Source organism: Thalassotalea sp. PLHSN55 (assembly GCF_052030545.1).
Taxonomy (GTDB): Bacteria; Pseudomonadota; Gammaproteobacteria; order Enterobacterales; family Alteromonadaceae; genus CANMXU01.
The window spans coordinates 98403-116290 of sequence record NZ_JBPDIH010000005.1; the positions used below are offsets into that span (position 1 = coordinate 98403).

Here is a 17888-nt window from a genome sequence, read left to right on the forward strand (position 1 = left end):
ATTTACCTAAATAAAACAGACTCTTTGTTAAACCAGTATACACAAAAGGCAATCGATGCCACCGCAAAAAAGGTCGTTGACGCAAGTATAGAAAATAGCATGGTGTAATCAATCGTGCCTTTGAGTATTTCTTTTATCGCCAGCGCCACATTTGAAATTGGCACGAGTGACCAAAATGCATCAAGCTTTATGCCCGGCAACATCGCCACCATCACTGGAAAAAAACCTAACATCGACATAGGTCCCATGTAATTTTGCGCTTCTTTAAAGCTGCGCGCATAAATTGAAATCGCCAATAACAAGGCGGCAAATATCGACGAAATAGGAATAAGCATTAACAGCACCAATAATAAATCTGAGGTACCTACCGACGCCATAATTCGCCTAACCACGGCAACATCAGCTATTTCGCCAATAACAAAGCTCCAAAAAACCAAACTAAATACGGTGATAAGTGCGGTAATAATACCCGTGGTCATAATGGTGAAAAACTTACCTAACACAATTGATACCCGTGGGATCGGCGTTAATAGCAAGGTTTCTAAGGTGCCGCGTTCTTTTTCGCCCGCGCCAATATCTATCGCCGGATACATAGCTCCAGTTAAACAAAGTACGATAAGCAAATACGGTAAAAAGCCGCCCACTTGCTCGCCTAGGCTTTCGCGTTCGTCAGCGGTATTAACCGTAGCAAGCACTACCGGATTATCGATAGCACTAAATTGCGCTTTGCTTAGGTTAACGGCAGTTAAGCGCTGCGCTCTAAGCTCTTCATTGTACTGTTCAAAAACTTTATTGATTTTTTGCTTAACAAAGTTAATTTGTGAGGCATTGTTAAAATACACTTGCCAATTATCTTGTTGCTGCTGCTCAATAGTACTTAAATGATTTTCACTAACTTTAATCACCACATCGACTTTACCGCTGGTGATCGCGGCTTTAATATCTGCCTCATCACTTAGTTCAAGTGTTTGTTTTTTAAAGTCACGATGATAAAACAAACCTTCAGCAAATTTAGGCGCTTGCGCTTCATTAATTAATACGTAATTTAACACTTTTTGTTGCTCGTCGTGCGCAACGTTAGCAACTAATACGCCCATTAAGGCAAACAATACCGGAAAAACAATGAGCGGCAGTGCAATAATAAAAAATAACGTTTTTTTATCGCGTAATAATTCGATAAGTTCTTTTAAATACACGTTAAACATTTTCAACTTCCCTTTTGACATTAACTGCCTGCATAAAGGCTTTGCGTAAATCTTGATGACCGGTTTGCTCTTGCAGCTGTGCGATACTGCCGTCAAAACATGTTTCGCCCTGATTAATAATCGCTAACTTATCGGCGAGCATCGACACTTCGTCAAGATGATGGGTTGAGAAAATTACCGGACGTCCCTGCTCTTTTTGATGTTCAATAAATTCCAAAATTGTTTCGGTGGCCATAATATCTAGCCCTGTGGTGGGTTCATCTAATATCAATACATCAGGTTGATGAATAACCGCACGCGCAATAGAGACTTTTTGCAACATGCCCGAAGATAACGTATCAACACGGCGATGTAAGTAAGGCTCTATCGCTAATTGTTGATATAACACTTCGCCATATTGCTGCATTTTATCTTTGCTCATGCCATGTAAATTGGCAAAGTATTCAATATTTTCAAGCGCGGTTAAACGGTTATACAGCCCAGTTTTAGTTGATAAAAAACCGATTTTTTTCTTGGCTAATTGTGGCTTTTCAATAATATTTTCATCATTAATGTAAATAGCGCCACTATCTGGCTTTAACGCTGAGGCAAGAATGCGTAAGGTAGTGGTTTTTCCTGCACCATTTGGACCAAGCAAACCGAGCACTTGTCCTTTTTCACAGCTAAAACTAACATTTTTTAGCGCTTGAAAGTCTTGCCCTTGCTGACGAATATCTTGCTTGCCTTGTTTAGCCTGCTTTTTTGCTTCCTTGCTTAAGCGAAAAGACTTACTGAGTTCGGTAACGGTGATCATGTACGAAGATGTTGTCCTTACTATAGAATTAAGCCATTGTAACTAGGTTAAAAAACTGCGCCAAGCGTTATTTTATTCTATGTGTACCTTGGTATTTAGAGTAAAAACTCACAACAAGCGACTGTAAAATCGAGTAATTTACCTACAGCCCCTATTTAGCACACAAATCCCTTATAACCATTTATGTATAAACTATGTAAAAACATATTGATTTTTCCTGTAGAAGTGGCACAGTGGCTTGGCGGTTATCTTTAACCGTTTTATTTTGCTTAGTTTTTGAACTTTCAATCAAAATAATCTTTTTGACTACCATTATTTACAAAATAAACAATGGCTCAAAATCACAAGAATTTTTAAATTCTTCATTGTACTAGCTGCTAATTGCATATCTAACGGTTAACAGCATATTTATAGGAGTAGCGCTTCAATGTGTTCGATCTTTGGTATATTAGATATTAAAACAGGTGCAGAGGCATTACGCCCAAAAGCCCTAGAATGTTCTCGCTTATTACGTCATCGTGGCCCAGATTGGTCGGGTATTTACAATAACGACAAAGCTATTTTAGTTCACGAACGTCTTTCAATTGTTGACACCGAGCATGGTGCACAACCTTTATACAATGAAGATAAAAGCCACGTTTTAGCGGTAAATGGTGAAATTTATAACCATAAAACCCTTAAACAAAACCTTACTGTTGATTACGATTTTAAAACGGCGTCTGACTGCGAAGTTATCCTGCCGCTTTATAAAGAATTTGGTGTTGAGTTTGTTGATAAATTACAAGGCATGTTTGCTTTTTGTTTATACAACGAAACCGACAACTCTTATTTAATTGCTCGCGACCACATCGGTATTATCCCTCTTTACACCGGTCGTGACGCCGATGGTAATTTCTATGTAGCGTCAGAAATGAAAGCCTTAATGCCTATTTGTGTTACGGTTGAAGAATTTCCTCCGGGCCACATTCTTGATAGCCGCGTCGGTAAAGTTGAAAAATACTACAAGCGCAACTGGCACAAGTATTCAGCAATTAAAGACAATACCACCAGCAAAACTAAAATTCGTGAAGCTTTAGAAGACTCAGTAAAAAGTCACTTAATGACCGACGTACCATACGGCGTATTGTTATCAGGTGGTTTAGACTCTTCACTTATTTCAGCAATTACACAAAAATTTGCTGCCCGTCGTATTGAAGATAACGACTTAGCTGAAGCGTGGTGGCCAAAAGTTCACTCGTTTGCTTGTGGTTTAGCAGGTTCGCCTGACTTAGTCGCCGCACAAACGGTTGCTGATAGCATAGGGACGATTCATCACAGCGTTGTTTTTACCGAGCAAGAAGGTATTGACGCACTAAGAGAAGTGATTTATCACCTAGAAACCTACGATGTAACCACTATTCGTGCATCGACCCCAATGTACTTAATGGCGCGTAAAATTAAAGCTATGGGCATTAAAATGGTACTTTCAGGTGAAGGTGCTGATGAAATATTTGGTGGTTATTTATATTTCCACAAAGCGCCAAACGCACAAGAATTTCATGAAGAGTTAAACCGTAAACTTGACCGTTTACACAAGTTTGACTGTTTACGTGCTAATAAGTCGATGTCGGCTTGGGGCATTGAAGCGCGTGTACCGTTTTTAGACAAAAACTTTATGGATGTTGCCATGCGCATCAACCCTGAAGATAAAATGTGTGGTAACGGCAAAATGGAAAAAGCGATTTTACGTGAATCGTTTGAAGGTTACTTACCAAAAGAAATTTTATGGCGTCAAAAAGAACAGTTTTCTGACGGCGTAGGTTACTCTTGGATCGACGGCTTAAAAGCCCATATAGAAACCCAAGTGACCGACCAACAACTGGCCAGTGCTGAGTTTAAATTCCCAGTAAACACGCCAGACAGTAAAGAAGCTTACTTCTACCGTTGTATTTTTGAAGAAAAATACCCACTAGCAACTGCGGCAGATTGTGTGATTGGCGGTAAGTCAGTCGCATGTAGTACACAAGAAGCGCTTGCTTGGGACGAAAGCTTTACCAACAATGCTGATCCTTCAGGCCGTGCGGTAATGAGTGTGCATAACGACGGTTATGACGAGAAATAAAACAACCACCTTGTTTTAATTGAACGATAAAATAAAAACGCTGATTGCAGAGTATTCAATCAGCGTTTTTTTATTGCTTGTTATTTTTACTGTTAATCAAGACCTGATAGACAGCCATAAACTCAAAGAGAATATTGCTAGTCAATAAAACCGCGTTCTCCCCCTTGTATTTATCATAAAAAATCTAAAGGTTATTCTTGACCTGTCTACTGCTTTATAGTTTAAAGTTCATATCCAGTAAAAGAACATAGGTTCACATTGTGTATAAAATTTCTGAACTTGCAAAAGAAGTTGGCTTATCAAGAACGGCATTACTTTACTATGAAAAGTTAAAGCTTATTATTGGCCGCAGGCTTGCAAATGGTTATCGAGTATACAGTGAATTGGATCTACAACGTGTTCGTTTGATTCAGCAACTCCAGTTAGGTGGCTTAACCTTAAAAGAGTGTAAAGTGTGCCTTGAATCAAAAATTGATAAAGCGCTGGTTAAACAGCGCTTATTAGCTCTGGATGAAGAAATCGCACAAAAGCAGCAAGCGCGAAACTTACTTGCGGCTATTGTCGGAGAAGGCGATCTAAAATCATGGCATGAACGCTTAGATAAGCTTGCTCCAGATATGCATCTAGATTGGTTAAGAACGCAAGGTTTTAGTGATAAAGAAGCTTTGCGATTAAAATGGTTATCAAAAGATATGAATGATCACGAACTTTATATGCAAGATTTTATGAAAGTTTTTCAAACACTAGAGCGTTGGGGCCCAGGCAGTGAAGATGATACCAAACATGCATTGTCTTTAATCCCTAAACCTCCGAGTAAAATTTTAGAAATTGGCTGTGGGAAAGGTTTGGCAACTACAGTACTAGCACAGTGTAGCCAAGCACAAATTACCGCTATAGATAACGAACAGCCAGCGCTTGATAGGCTAATACAAAGGTTTGCAACACAAGGGTTATCAACCCGACTAGAAACCTGTTGTTCAAATATGGCTGAACTGCCCTTCTCCCCTGAGAGTTTTGATCTTATTTGGTCTGAAGGCAGTGCTTATATCATAGGTGTCGAGACAGCATTAACGCTATGGCGGCCTATCATTAAAAACCAAGGTTATTTAATGATAAGCGACTTGGTATGGAAGACAAATTCGCCCAGTGACCAGTCCATTGAATATTGGAGTCATCAATACCCTGATATTCAATCAGTTGAAACCAGAATTAAACAAATAAAAAAGGCCGGCTATCAAGTTATCGCTAATTTTCCTCAAAGCAAAGCGGCATGGCTAAATTATTATAACCCGTTAGCTGAACGGTTAAACGAACTTGAGCCTGAAATGTCTGACTCTAGCGCATTTAAAGATATGACAAATGAAGTCAATATTTGTACAAAATTTGCCGATGAGTTTGGTTATCACATGTTTGTTTTAGCAAAAGTGTAATGCCTTTAAAGCGCTGTTAATGTCATCATTGCCAAGTGTGTTATCACTTGGTGATAACTAAGGAGCATAAAAATATGAAACCGTATCTTCTAGCAATAGTCTTTTTTGCGCTGATCAATAGCGTCAATGCTAGCGAGCACAGTCCTGTGACGAGGTTTGGTGTCGCCATATCAAACGACAAAGCGCAAATTGCGTATAGTGTTACTGGTGGTGGCAAAACAGCACTTATATTTATTCATGGTTGGAGTTTAGATAGCAGGCTTTGGCACAATCAAACACAATACTTTTCAAAAGAATATCAAATGATCACTATCGATTTAGCGGGCCATGGCAACTCATCATATAATCGAAAAGATTACACCATGGTTTCTTTTGCCCATGATATTAAAGCGGTGATTGAAAAAGAAGGCATAAACTCGGCCATATTAATTGGTCACTCTATGGGCGGTGGCGTGATTGCTGAAGCGGCAAAGCTTATGCCAGAGAGGGTCATTGGCATTATCGGTATTGATACTTCACAAAATGTTGCGCTTAATTTCACGCAAGAAGCGCTAGACGAAATGACTAAGCCGTTTGAAGAGAACTTTCAAAAGGCAATGAGAGCCTTTGTAAAAGACGCTTTTCCAAAAAACGAAGAGGAAGATACACTTTATTGGATTAGCGAAGATATGGCTTCTGCACCTAAAGATATTGCCATCAATCAGTTTCGCCATTATTTAGGCCAGTATGTTAGTGGTGAATCCTACCGTGTATTTGAAAATATCAATGTGCCTACGGTATTAGTGAACGCCAAGTTATGGCCGACAGACTCAGCAGAAAATAAAAAACATATCAAAAATTACCATATATATTTCATTGAAGAAACGGGTCACTTTCCCATGCTAGAAAAGCCTAATGAATTTAACCAAATTCTTTTAAAGGCGGTTAAATCTGTAAAGTAGCTAAGATAGAATGCCTGAATCAATTAGTGAATGACCGCTTTGCTGACGCAAGAGCCAGTATGGACTGAAGAGCAATTAGGGTTTGTCACCTATGTCTCCTACAAGCTCATTGCTGCCGCTCAACTTGGCATGATAGTAACCTGCTGTGAGCGAGAAACGGACGGTCGGTTTAACTCATTTTTGGACAATTCTGTGTTAGTGACACTGCTAATTTAGCAATTAATGAATTAGCTTGAATAAAACCAACTTATTATGTGCGTTGCTTTGCATACCAAATGCTAAAACCAATGACCATTACTAGCTCAACAGCAAAATATGAGATGAAATTAAGAAAAAGTGCCTAAAGAAGTCTCTAAGTTTATTTGACTGTTACAGTCAAAATCTATTCATCTAAACTGTAAGTCAAATATGTGATACTACATTTTAAAAGCTGAGAGTAACTTCAACTCATGTGTGATATGACCTTTTTAATAAAAAACTTATCAAATGACATTGTGCTAATTAATGAGTTTTCTTTTCTTACACCATGCTATATTTACCGTTTACGAAATCATAGATAGCCTTATGTGGATGACACAGACTTTTACCATGTTCTTGGCTCATCCGGCATTGGGAAACTTTTCCGGCTACGATGCAACAATGCTTGGAGATGGAGTACTACAACGTTTGCCAATTATTATCGATAGATGGATTGGTATGGCGAAGTTTTTTTGACGGGAGCATTACTTATTGTGCTCATTTTTGGTAACAATAGAGCAAGAGGATTTCTATTTGCGTGGAATTTTATATGCCTGATGGTTATGAGTGCAGCACTTTACCCTACACTTGATCATATTGCAGTGCAGTACCCCCAAGATTTCATTAATAGTTTTCTAAAATGTGGGCTTTAGAAACTTTGGTAGGTGCATTTAGCGGCATTTTCTTCATCGTGGCAGTTATTTCAGAAGTACTTGCTCGAGGGAAATGAGCAAACATTAAAATGCCAATCACCGCCTTGAGTCGAAAAGGAGTTTGTTAGTTGTGCGACTCAAACTCTTTAGTTTGTTCTACCCTTTTCCTAATGTTATTGACTGGTGTGATTAAAGTGAAAACGATAAAATATAATGGGCGTGTTGTTTTTCAAAAACAAGATATACCCAGTTTCAAACGTATGCCGCGTGTATTTGTAGACAGTGAAGCGTGCTTTGCCTTTGTTACTAATGGCGATTTTAACGTCAGGGAGCAGACCGAATCAGTTTCATTGAACAAAAACTGCGGAGTACTAGCAAAATGCACCAACTACTTTTATGATAATACCAGCTACCCTAATGATGAAGGTCTAGGTGAAGCGATTGGCATCTTTCTTTACCCTGAAATATTTCAGTCACTGTTTAACTTTGATATTAGCCAGTCAAACTACAGGGTTGATTATAATATTATGCAGGTTGAAGTAGATAGATTGCTTGAACACTATCGCGACAGCATTAGCATATTGCTAGACTCTCCAGAGTTGGCGGATGATTTGCTTATCGAGAGTAAGCTACGTGAATTTGTCATTCTTATGGCGAAAAGAACCAATGCCCCGTCTGAGCTCGATTTTATTGCTTCCATGTTTAAACCTAACTTTGCCAAATTTGAAGATATCATCCAAAGTAATCTGTATGCGGATCTGAGTGTGAATGAATTGGCGGCGTTGTGTCATATGAGTGTTTCTACCTTCAAGCGTAAATTTAAAGAGGTGTATTCAGAACCACCAATGAAATACATTACCAAATTGAAAATCAACAAAGCTAAGGTGTTGTTGAAAGATAATAACTTACGTATCTCAGACATTGTTTTTGAAACGGGTTTTGAATCGATTTCCACCTTTAACCGCACCTTCAAAGGACAAACAGGCCTATCTCCTTCAGAATTTCGTTCAGCCTGACAACCACACTTATTCCTTCTATTCAGATTCTGATTGGCTCGTTTGAGCTAATTTGAGCAATATTTGAACTTTTCTGAAGAGCCTACCTTCTCTGATTTCCATATAATTACTCCATCAATTAAACACAGATAAAGGTAACGAATTATGGGTATCAGCTTTAAAGAAAAGTATGGTGATTGGGCTCTTATCACAGGTGCAACGTCTGGCATCGGTGCTGAAATGGCGAGCCAAATTGCAGCAAAAGGATTGAATATTGTTTTGGTAGCTCGTCGAGAAAAAGAACTTGAAGAGCACGCAGCATTGCTTGCGGATCGTTATGGAATTAAAACAATGATTGTTTCAGCAGATTTAGCTACGACTGAAGGGGTTGAAAAAGTTAAGAAGGTGAAGCAAGAAATAGGTTTGTTGGTACTAGCAGCAGGTGTTGAAATAAATGGTTCATTTGCTAATACATCGTTAGCTAAAGAATTACAGATGGTGCAGCTTAATGTTACCTCGGTATTACAACTGACTCACCACTTCACACCCGCTATGGTGGAAAGAAAACGCGGTGGCATTCTAATGGTTTCAAGCCTTTCTGGTCATATGGTTTCTCCATATTTTTCAAATTATGCAGGTACCAAAGCCTATGTTCTACAACTAGGTGCTTCTCTTCATGGCGAGCTTAAACCCAAGGGTATTGATGTAACCGTTCTTTCTCCGGGGCTAACAAACACACCGATGACTGCGGACAATGGTATTGACTGGTCTAAATTGCCAATGGTTGCAAAAGATCCTGCGGAAGTAGCTGAAATTGCTATCAACGGTTTAGGTAAAAAAGCGGTTGTGGTTCCCGGTAAACGCAATCGAATGGCCGCGATTCTTTCTGGATTAATTTCCCACCAAAAGCAGGCCATCATGGGCGAATCTATGATCGGTAAAGCAATGCCAGCGAGCAAAAAGTAGATTCTATATCTTAAAATTCAGATCAAATATAATGGAAAACTCATGATTAAAGTATACGTACTGTACCCAAATAAAGCTGATGTCACTTTTGACTTTGATTACTACTGCAACAAACATGTTCCTATGATAGAAGGACTTTTGGGAGACGCAGTAAAAGGGGCAACTGTCGATGCAGGGGTTGCCAGTGTTGTTCCCGGTGAACCTGCGCTCTATGTGGCAATCAGTACCATTTCATTTGATTCTATAGAGTCATTTCAAACAGCTTTTGGCCCACATGCAGAAAAAATTAAAGCCGATGTGCCAAATTTCACCAATGCTATTCCTATAATGCAGCTTTGCGATCAAAAATTATAAAACCGCCAGTGATCTACTGTGAAAATGTGCAGGATACAAATGGCCAATAAGTTTGTGTTCTGCTTAATGTTATTTTAGAACATAAATTAAAGGCTAATCTCATAGGAGTATTAGGAAAAATATGAGTAATAAAATCAAAATAGATATTGTCTCAGATGTAGTTTGCCCTTGGTGCATTATCGGTTATAAGCGTTTAGAAGGTGCTATAAAAGAGCTAGGTATGGAAGATATTATTGAGATTGAGTGGCAACCGTTTCAGCTAAATCCAGATATGCCGCCTGAAGGTGAAGACCTGCGTGCTCACCTTAAAAGAAAGTACGGCACCACATTGGAAGATAGCATTCGTTTCAGAAAAGAGATGACAGAACTTGGAGAAGAAGTTGGATTTAAATTCGACTATTTTGACGGACTAAAAGCGGTAAACACTCTTGATGCTCATGTTCTTCTAGAATACGCAAAACATGCCGGGAAGCAAACTGAGCTTAAAAATCGTCTGTTTTCTGCATTCTATAGTGAGCAAAAAGATATCTCTGACCAACAAATCCTTAAGCAAGAATTACTCAGTGTTGGTCTAGAAGCAGAAGAAGCAATGAAGTGGCTGGATGACAATAAAACCCGTAATAATGTTCTTGTTCAAGAGCAACAATGGAAACAAGCGGGAATATCCGGCGTACCAATGATTGTATTCAATCGTGAGAGTGCTATCTCAGGAACCCAATCAGTGGATACGTATAAGCAAATATTAACTGAATTAGCTGGGATGTAATTCTTACATCCCTTTTAATCAAACTTTCTATATTTTAATGCTCAGAAATGACAACCAGCTTGAACTGCCTGTCCGTTCCAGCTCATTGCTGCCGTTGAATTTAATGTAACTTTAGCTTGCTGAGAGCTTGAAGGATAGATTAATGAGACATAAATATAGTAACGAGCAGGCTATTTGTACTTGCCCAAATTAATAGAGAATACGCTAATGACTAACTCCATGGAGCCTTAGGGCTGACTTTTTCAATTATATGGTCAATGAAAAGTCTAATAGGTTTGGTCATGTATTTATGAGATTGATAAATGATGAACATATTGGACTGTGGTGTTTCATAGTCATTCAAAACTTGTACGAGTCTGCCGCTTTCCAAGTGACTTTTAACTAACGCAATAGGTAAGTAAGCCACACCTAGTCCGCTCAAAGCCGATTCGATAACCAAATGCATACTAATTGTTGCATACCTTCCAGAAACCTTAACTTGATAATTTTTTTCTCCCTTTAAAAATTGCCAGTCACTAGACTGTAGTGATTTTCCCATAATTAGACAGTTAAGTTTTGACAAATCATCAGGAACTTTGATTTGTCCCACTGTATTCAAGAATTCTGGACTTGCACAGCAAACGCTATGCTTTGGCCCTATTCGCCTTGCAATTAATGAAGAATCTTGCAACTGGCCTGAGCGAAACGCAACATCAATTCTGTCTTCCACCATATTGACATAGCTATCGGAGGTATCCAACTCAATGCTAATTTCTGGATATTTTTTTAAAAACTCTGCAATCCAAGGCTGTGCATATTGCATAGCAAAGTCAAAAGGTGATGAAATTCGAACCTTTCCTTTTGGTTCAGCTTGCGCTTGCATAATTAGTTCGTTTGCTTGCTCAAGCGCTACGAGATGCTGTTGACATAAGTGAAAATAGTGTTGACCTTCTTCCGTTAATGATAATTTTCGTGTGCTTCGATGGAGTAACTTTACTCCTAGATTAGCTTCTAATTGAACGACCTTCCGACTGACCGTTGTTGATGGCATAGCTAATATATTGCTCGCCCCAGCAAAGCTACCTGCTTCGACAACACTTACAAAGACCTTGATATCATTAAGGTTCACAATTTACCTTCAAAAATGGGATTAACAAACCCGAATAAACCATCTAATTAAATAATAAGTCTTGAGTTAATCTTTTTCAATAGAAATTGAAACGGATGAAATGTGATGGCAAGACAAATTAAAGAAATTAGAAATGGCAAAAAGCATGGCCCTGTTAGTAGCTTTGTTGCAGCAACAAATATAGAAGAGCTTAATCCTTTTGTGTTGTGGGACCACTTTTATTTACCTCAAGTAGAAGGTACTGCTGGATTTGACTTTCACGGTCACTCAGGAGTTGCCACCATTAGCTACCCTCAAGTTGGTGATATAGCGCATGAAGATACTGGCGGCCATAGTGGGCTATTAAAAGCTGGTGGCATTCAAATAATGTCCTCAGGGGCTGGAGTTTTGCACAAAGAAACCGTGTTTCCTGATAAAAAACATGCTGATGCATTTCAACTTTGGGTTGCATTACCCGAAAAAGACTTAGAAATGGGTCCTGTGACCTATTCAACATTACAGGAACAAGATATTCCAGTAGTTCAAACGAATGGTGCAAGCGTCAAAGTTCTTGCAGGAGAGTATCAAGGACAAAAGAGTGCTGCTCAACCGCCAGTTGATATGTCGTATTTTCATATCAAGCTAGAGGCCGATAGTACATGGTCTCATTCAAGCCAAGAATTACACACCACAGCATTTATTTATGTCAGAAAAGGAGTGATAGAAACAGGCGGCGTGCGCTTGTCAGTAGGTGAGCTTGGCATCTATGAAAACCGATCTGAACTTATATCGGTTAATGCATTAAACCAAAATGCTGAATTTTTAGTTGTAACAGGTGCGCCACTAAAACAACCCATTATCAGCAATGGTGCGTCAGTTCACAGCAGTAATACAAATTTAATCGCAGGTGTTCAAAAAATAAGACAACTGCATACAAATGGCATTCGCCAAATATCTTAATAGAGAGATCAATATGAAAACAACTACTTTTACACCAGAAAACTCAGTGATGTTATTAATCGATCATCAGGTCGGCACAATGGGCTGGGTTGGCTCACTGGAACTAGATGAAATAAAGAAAAATACGGTTGCTTTAGCGCGTGCAGCAAAGGAAACATGCATGCCATTAATACTTACTTCTAGCATGGAAGACCAAGCTCAAGGGCCACTTTTTGAAGAGTTAATTCAAGCCGTACCTGAAGCTTATGAAAACCGAATTCTTCGAGCAGGTGTGGTAGATAGCATGAAGGATGAAAATTTTGCCGCCGCAGTTAAAGCGACAGGTCGTAAAAACATTATTATCGCAGGTATCACCACGGACGTTTGTGTTGTCTATCCCGCAATAACAGCTATTAGCGAAGGTTACAATGTACAAGTTGTTGTAGATGGCTCTGGTTCTCCAACAACACTTGCAGATGAAACGGCATTAAGACGAATGGAAAGTCATGGTGTCACACTAACTTCTACAAATCAGCTCATTGCGGAGTTAGCGCAAGACTGGAGCAGTGAAAACGGTGGTAAATTGATTCAGGTTTTATTTGAAGAAATCCTTTCTAAATTACATTAAGACGATAGGTGTTGAGGTAACTATTTTTCACCTCAGCACTTTTTTATACAGGAAAAATGAATGCATACTGTTACTCCGAATAAGCATATATTGGCTATCGCTACCTACTTTTCTTTATTACCTTTAGTGTTTTTTCTACCAAAGCTTTTAAATCCATATTTGCCAGAGAATGAACTAGCTAGGCTAATGGTGCTCCTTGCTATTATAGTGCCAATAATCTCTTATCTTATATTGCCATGTGTTGTTAAAGGATTAAGGCACATTAAGCCATGAAATTTAGTTGAAAAGTAATGCGTCTACAAGCGCACCTGAACTAAATAAAGCTATTCCAGTAAGTGTCTTGTTTGGCGCAAAGAATTCATAGTAACAGATTTATATCAATGACCGCATTGATGGCTATACTGCCAGTTAGGGCAAATACAAACTTAATATCCTAAAAGCTCATTGCTGCAGTTCAGTTTGATCCGACTATAGCCTGTTCTATGTCAGCAGCCGAAATGTGAGTGAGCTAAGTTCTGCCTCGCATTATTTCATCATTGATGTTAATTACAATTATCTTGGCAATGTTACGTTATAATGACGATTCGCGACTGCACATTGTATCCAATTATATTAATTCAATTTGTTGAGAATAAAGTATGAATGTAGAAAATGTGTTTCCTAAAGATTATGCTGAAATGCTCAATGTTTGGGAAGATTCAGTGCGAGCTACACATAGCTTCATAACAGAAGAAGATATTGAGTTTTTTAAACCCATTATCATGGAACAAGCTTTTCCAGCGGTGACTTTAAAATGTATTAAGAGCGATAATGGCTTAATACTTGGTTTTATTGGCACTCACGAAGATAAAGTAGAAATGCTTTTCATTCTAAATGCTGAACGAGGGAAAGGTATTGGCAAGGTGCTATTGAACTTTGCTATAAACAATCTCGCGGTAACTAAGGTTGATGTTAATGAACAAAACCCACTGGCTGTAGATTTTTATAAGCATATGGGATTTTCAGTAACCGCTAGGTCACCACTTGATGATATGGGTAAACCATTTCCAATTCTGCATATGAGCCTTTAAGGCTCGGTTTAACATAAACCATCCTGACAGAAGAAATGCTCAAGGCTAATAATCTTAAGCATTTCCGATATTTTTTCCGCTAAGCTATTCTCGTCTATGCCACTTAACCTAAACCTTTGACCTATCACAACATACTGTCTATTTGCTCAATCTGATGCTCAAATATTAGGTTTAGCTGCTGTAAGGTGTCGGTTGCCAAATTAAAATAGCTTTGTTGCTCAATAGTGATATCTGGCGCTGATACTAACTGCGTAACTATGGTCGATACCAAGGTATTCATTTGTGTACTCGCATTAGTGACGAGTTGCTGATGAGCCACCTTGCTCTCTTCTTTATAGGATAATTGCTGCAATATATTGTTTGTCACTTGTTCAATATTTTGACTTAAAAAATTAAGCCTAATTTTTTCAACACTTGAACAATGCTTCTTTACTGCAACGCCTGCGCCTAAGGCTCTCGACTGACCAATGCTTTCAGTGGCTAGCAACAATTCATTCCAGACATAACCAATATGTTCAAAGCCTTCAATATAGTCAGCGGTTAGGTAATATTGTTCAGCGGTATCTTCCAAAAAATAGGCAAGATTTCGGATCATCATATTGTGCTGTTCAAAACTGTTTTCTGGCGAGGTATTTTCATTAAATTTTAATAGCCGTTGCCAGTGATCACAAAAACCAATCCAGCGATCGCCCTTTTTTATATCCGACTGAGAAAGCTGAGCGGTCACTGCCGCGATTTGTTGTTTACATTGATTTAATTGACTGGTTACCTGCTTGTCGCCATTTAACCAAGCAGCGGTATAACCACGATGTTGCTGAGCAGCGCCGATAAGTTTTTTGAGCAAAATAATAAAAGCGAGTCCCGATTTTTGCTGTTTTTTTATTTTGTTAGGTTTGTGAAAAAGTAAATAAAAGCTCGCACATAATAAAACGAACACCACGAAAATAATCAGTAATTCCATTTCAAGCCCTCTCTTCTATTAAGCATTTATTTGCGTTAAATGACGTAAGTGTTTAGCAACCGACTCTGACTGTTTGGCAATTTCGGCATTATCTTGTGCGCCAATCACTACCTTAGCAATGTGTTCAGATATTTCATTCGTGGCAATGGTTTGCTGCTTAGAAACTTCCCGAATAATGTGCATTTGATCTTGCACTTGTTGCGTTGCTTGTGCGATATGATTAAAGCCATTATCAACTTCGTGGGCTTTTTGTTGAGACAAATTTGATTGTTCAACCACATCGCTCATCGCCTGCACAATAGCATCGCTTTCAGTCAGTACGTCACCAATATTATTAACAATTAAATTAGTGGATGAATGGGTTCGTTCCGCTAGTGCCCTAACCTCTTCAGCAACTACGGCAAAACCGCGGCCATATTGCCCGGCTCGCGCCGCTTCAATAGAGGCATTTAACGCCAGTAAATTGGTTTGCGACGATATTTGTTGAATCGATTCGGTGATGTTTTCAACTTCCTTGATCAGCCCATTTAACGACACCATTCGCTGTTGAGTATCTTCTGCTAGCGTACTTACATCAGCAACAGCTTGATTAAGTAAGGTCAGTGTTTGTTTACCTTGGCTAGCGATATCAGCTGCTTGAGTAGATGATTGATGAGCGTTATTAATTTCACGATTAACTTCAACTAACGACTGGCTCATTTGTGTGATTGCCGCTGCAGTAGAGTTTGTAGCATCGGATTGTTTTTGCACATTATTTTTTACGCTTTCTGAAATTTCGATCACTTGCAGTGCGCTGTATTCTACTTCTTTATTTTTTTCATCATGCTGGTTATTAATTCGCCCTAACTCACGAAAAGTAATTAATAATTGATTGAGTAACTTAGTATTAATCACTTGATTAAAATGCACTTCTCGGTGATCAAAGTTTTGCACATCAATTTTAGTAAGCACTTGGTTAATTTTATTTATTTGCTCGGAAACTGTATAAAAAATTCCAATTAAAAAATAACAAAGCAGCACATATAAAGGTAATAAAGTAAGCGCATCAATATAAAAGTTAGCCACGATAAGTATTAACAATAGGCTAAGCGCTGAAAAGCTGGTCACTTTTAGCCCAAGCCACTTAGTCAAACTATAAACAGGTGAAAAAAACAAGGTCAACATTTTTACATTCCTCAATCGCCATTTACTAACTAGAATGCAAAAGCCAAACCAAAACCATAACTCATTGTAAAATAATGAATATTAATTATCATTCTAAAAATAATTGCACTAAATTAAGGAAAAAGGCACAACTTGCATTGCTTTGGTGAATTGTACAAAAGCCACTAAAACCTATTCACATCAGCGAATAAAAAGATTTACTTGGTGTGACTAAAATTAAACGGTAAAATGCGCGCCTTAAAGGCATGACCACATTTAAGCCTTGTTTATTTTGTATTGAGAATACTATGCCAAACCCTGATTATATTTGCCCTATTTGTCGTTCCCCTTTGCAACTGGCAGCACCTAGTTTCCGCTGTGAAAATAATCATTGCTTTGATAAAGCCAAAGAAGGTTATGTAAATTTACTGCCGGTGCAATTTAAACACTCAAAAGATCCGGGCGATAATAAAGCCATGGTTAATGCCCGTCGCGCATTTTTAGAAAAACAGTTTTACCAACCACTGGTAAACAAACTGGTTGAGCTTTACCAAGAGTTTGGTTTGCCAAGTGCAAATATCTTAGATGCTGGCTGTGGTGAAGGTTATTATACTCATCAACACAAAAGTGATGAAAATTCAGTATATGGCGTCGATATAGCAAAAAATGCAGTTAAAATTGCCGCTAAAAAATATAAAGATTGTCACTTTAGTGTTGGAACATTGTCGCAATTGCCCTTTACGGATAGTTATTTCCAATGGATGGTTTCCATCTACGCGCCTATTCTAGAGCAAGAATTTTCAAGGGTAATAGCAGATAAAGGCTTTTTAGTGACAGTAACACCGGCTGAAAACCATTTAATTGAACTTAAGTCGCTGATCTATAGAGATGCTCAGCCACACGACACCTCAAAAACGCCAATCAGACAATTAACATTAGTGACCGAGCAGCAACTCAATTATCAAATGGAATTTAACCAAGGCGAAGATATTATTAATTTATTGTCAATGACACCGTTTGCATTTAAAGCCAGCGAAGCGGTTGTAGAGCAATTAAAATCGAGTACAAACTTTAACTGTCAGGCAGATTTTCTTATTAGGCTTTATCAAAAGGCGTCATAAATTAGCCGTTAAGATAAAAATAAAAAATTGAAGAATAGCGAAAAAAGCATTCAGCTACTGAATGCTTTTTTTGTAGGTAATGCTAAGCAAACAAGCTAGGTCAAAATAACGCGGCTTTTGCAGTGAAAGTTTAATATCACCACCGTTTTCATTAATTTTAGCAACCCCTTCTTTGTACCAAGAAGCAAGCGCAGGTGGTAAAAACTTGTCGGCTTTTACCCCCAAAATAACCAGTGCTTGAACTGGCATGCTCAACATAAAAAATGCGTAAACTAATGCCTGTGGCAGCACAGCTAAAGACCCTAAATATAATTGCATAATAAATACAACAACGGCCAATACCGGCATATAGCGGCAAACTAAGCGGCTTATGCGAATCGAGTGATATTCTGCAAAATATTGTGCTAATTCGGCACGTTCAGGCCACTTCGCTAAATAACGACGTCCTAATTTAATAATTTCAAATACACTCATATTCATCGCCGAACAAAACCTCAA

18 protein-coding genes are annotated in these 17888 nt (G+C 38.5%); 12 read left to right on the plus strand and 6 right to left on the minus strand.

Annotated elements, in window-relative coordinates:
- Positions 1–2: 2 nt before the first annotated feature.
- Positions 3–1205 (minus strand): ABC transporter permease, encoded by a 1203-nt coding sequence (locus ACRRSQ_RS11395; protein WP_440875868.1) that lies wholly within the window; start codon positions 1203–1205, stop codon positions 3–5.
- Entirely contained in the window at positions 1198–1998 is an 801-nt protein-coding gene (locus ACRRSQ_RS11400; RefSeq protein ID WP_440875869.1) for an ABC transporter ATP-binding protein, read from the minus strand. Before ACRRSQ_RS11400 ends, ACRRSQ_RS11395 begins: the two co-directional genes overlap by 8 nt.
- Positions 1999–2425: 427 nt before the next feature.
- On the opposite strand from ACRRSQ_RS11400, the gene asnB reads away from it, so the two are divergent.
- The 8 genes from asnB (at position 2426) to ACRRSQ_RS11440 (ending at position 10441) form a co-directional block, all read left to right on the plus strand.
- Positions 2426–4099, plus strand: a complete 1674-nt coding sequence (gene asnB, locus ACRRSQ_RS11405; RefSeq protein WP_440875870.1) for an asparagine synthase B — start codon at positions 2426–2428, stop codon at positions 4097–4099.
- A gap of 260 nt (positions 4100–4359) precedes the next feature.
- Complete coding sequence (locus tag ACRRSQ_RS11410; protein WP_440875871.1) at positions 4360–5529, plus strand: MerR family transcriptional regulator; 1170 nt, start codon at positions 4360–4362, stop codon at positions 5527–5529.
- A gap of 74 nt (positions 5530–5603) precedes the next feature.
- A complete protein-coding gene (locus tag ACRRSQ_RS11415; protein WP_440875872.1) occupies positions 5604–6470 on the plus strand; it encodes an alpha/beta fold hydrolase in 867 nt (288 codons plus the stop codon).
- Between the two features lie 30 nt (positions 6471–6500).
- On the plus strand, positions 6501–6686 hold the full coding sequence (locus tag ACRRSQ_RS11420; RefSeq protein WP_440875873.1) for a hypothetical protein: 186 nt from the start codon (positions 6501–6503) through the stop codon (positions 6684–6686).
- A gap of 868 nt (positions 6687–7554) precedes the next feature.
- Positions 7555–8376, plus strand: coding sequence for a helix-turn-helix domain-containing protein (locus tag ACRRSQ_RS11425; protein WP_440875874.1), 822 nt, complete (start codon positions 7555–7557; stop codon positions 8374–8376).
- Between the two features lie 144 nt (positions 8377–8520).
- A complete protein-coding gene (locus tag ACRRSQ_RS11430) occupies positions 8521–9321 on the plus strand; it encodes an SDR family NAD(P)-dependent oxidoreductase (RefSeq protein ID WP_440875875.1) in 801 nt (266 codons plus the stop codon).
- A gap of 42 nt (positions 9322–9363) precedes the next feature.
- Positions 9364–9675 (plus strand): EthD family reductase, encoded by a 312-nt coding sequence (locus tag ACRRSQ_RS11435; RefSeq protein ID WP_440875876.1) that lies wholly within the window; start codon positions 9364–9366, stop codon positions 9673–9675.
- 121 nt (positions 9676–9796) lie between these two features.
- Entirely contained in the window at positions 9797–10441 is a 645-nt protein-coding gene (locus ACRRSQ_RS11440) for a DsbA family oxidoreductase (RefSeq protein ID WP_440875877.1), read from the plus strand.
- Between the two features lie 211 nt (positions 10442–10652).
- On the opposite strand, the gene ACRRSQ_RS11445 is transcribed toward ACRRSQ_RS11440, so the two are convergent.
- Positions 10653–11549 carry a LysR family transcriptional regulator gene (locus tag ACRRSQ_RS11445; RefSeq protein WP_440875878.1) on the minus strand — a complete coding sequence of 299 codons (897 nt, stop codon included), beginning with the start codon at positions 11547–11549 and terminating at the stop codon, positions 10653–10655.
- Between the two features lie 105 nt (positions 11550–11654).
- On the opposite strand from ACRRSQ_RS11445, the gene ACRRSQ_RS11450 reads away from it, so the two are divergent.
- From ACRRSQ_RS11450 to ACRRSQ_RS11460, 3 genes are all read left to right on the plus strand, one after another.
- Positions 11655–12488, plus strand: a complete 834-nt coding sequence (locus ACRRSQ_RS11450) for a pirin family protein (RefSeq protein ID WP_440876101.1) — start codon at positions 11655–11657, stop codon at positions 12486–12488.
- Between the two features lie 13 nt (positions 12489–12501).
- Positions 12502–13095 (plus strand): isochorismatase family protein, encoded by a 594-nt coding sequence (locus tag ACRRSQ_RS11455; RefSeq protein WP_440875879.1) that lies wholly within the window; start codon positions 12502–12504, stop codon positions 13093–13095.
- 638 nt (positions 13096–13733) lie between these two features.
- On the plus strand, positions 13734–14165 hold the full coding sequence (locus ACRRSQ_RS11460) for a GNAT family N-acetyltransferase (protein ID WP_440875880.1): 432 nt from the start codon (positions 13734–13736) through the stop codon (positions 14163–14165).
- A 124-nt stretch (positions 14166–14289) separates the two neighbouring features.
- Here the strand turns inward: ACRRSQ_RS11460 and ACRRSQ_RS11465 are convergent, their stop codons facing one another.
- Positions 14290–15126 (minus strand): nitrate- and nitrite sensing domain-containing protein, encoded by an 837-nt coding sequence (locus ACRRSQ_RS11465; protein ID WP_440875881.1) that lies wholly within the window; start codon positions 15124–15126, stop codon positions 14290–14292.
- An 18-nt stretch (positions 15127–15144) separates the two neighbouring features.
- Positions 15145–16290, minus strand: a complete 1146-nt coding sequence (locus ACRRSQ_RS11470) for a methyl-accepting chemotaxis protein (RefSeq protein ID WP_440875882.1) — start codon at positions 16288–16290, stop codon at positions 15145–15147.
- Positions 16291–16577: 287 nt separating this feature from the next.
- On the opposite strand from ACRRSQ_RS11470, the gene rlmA reads away from it, so the two are divergent.
- Positions 16578–17390 (plus strand): 23S rRNA (guanine(745)-N(1))-methyltransferase, encoded by an 813-nt coding sequence (rlmA, locus tag ACRRSQ_RS11475; protein WP_440875883.1) that lies wholly within the window; start codon positions 16578–16580, stop codon positions 17388–17390.
- A gap of 54 nt (positions 17391–17444) precedes the next feature.
- Here the strand turns inward: rlmA and yfbV are convergent, their stop codons facing one another.
- Entirely contained in the window at positions 17445–17864 is a 420-nt protein-coding gene (gene yfbV, locus ACRRSQ_RS11480) for a terminus macrodomain insulation protein YfbV (RefSeq protein ID WP_440875884.1), read from the minus strand.
- Positions 17865–17888 lie beyond the last annotated feature (24 nt).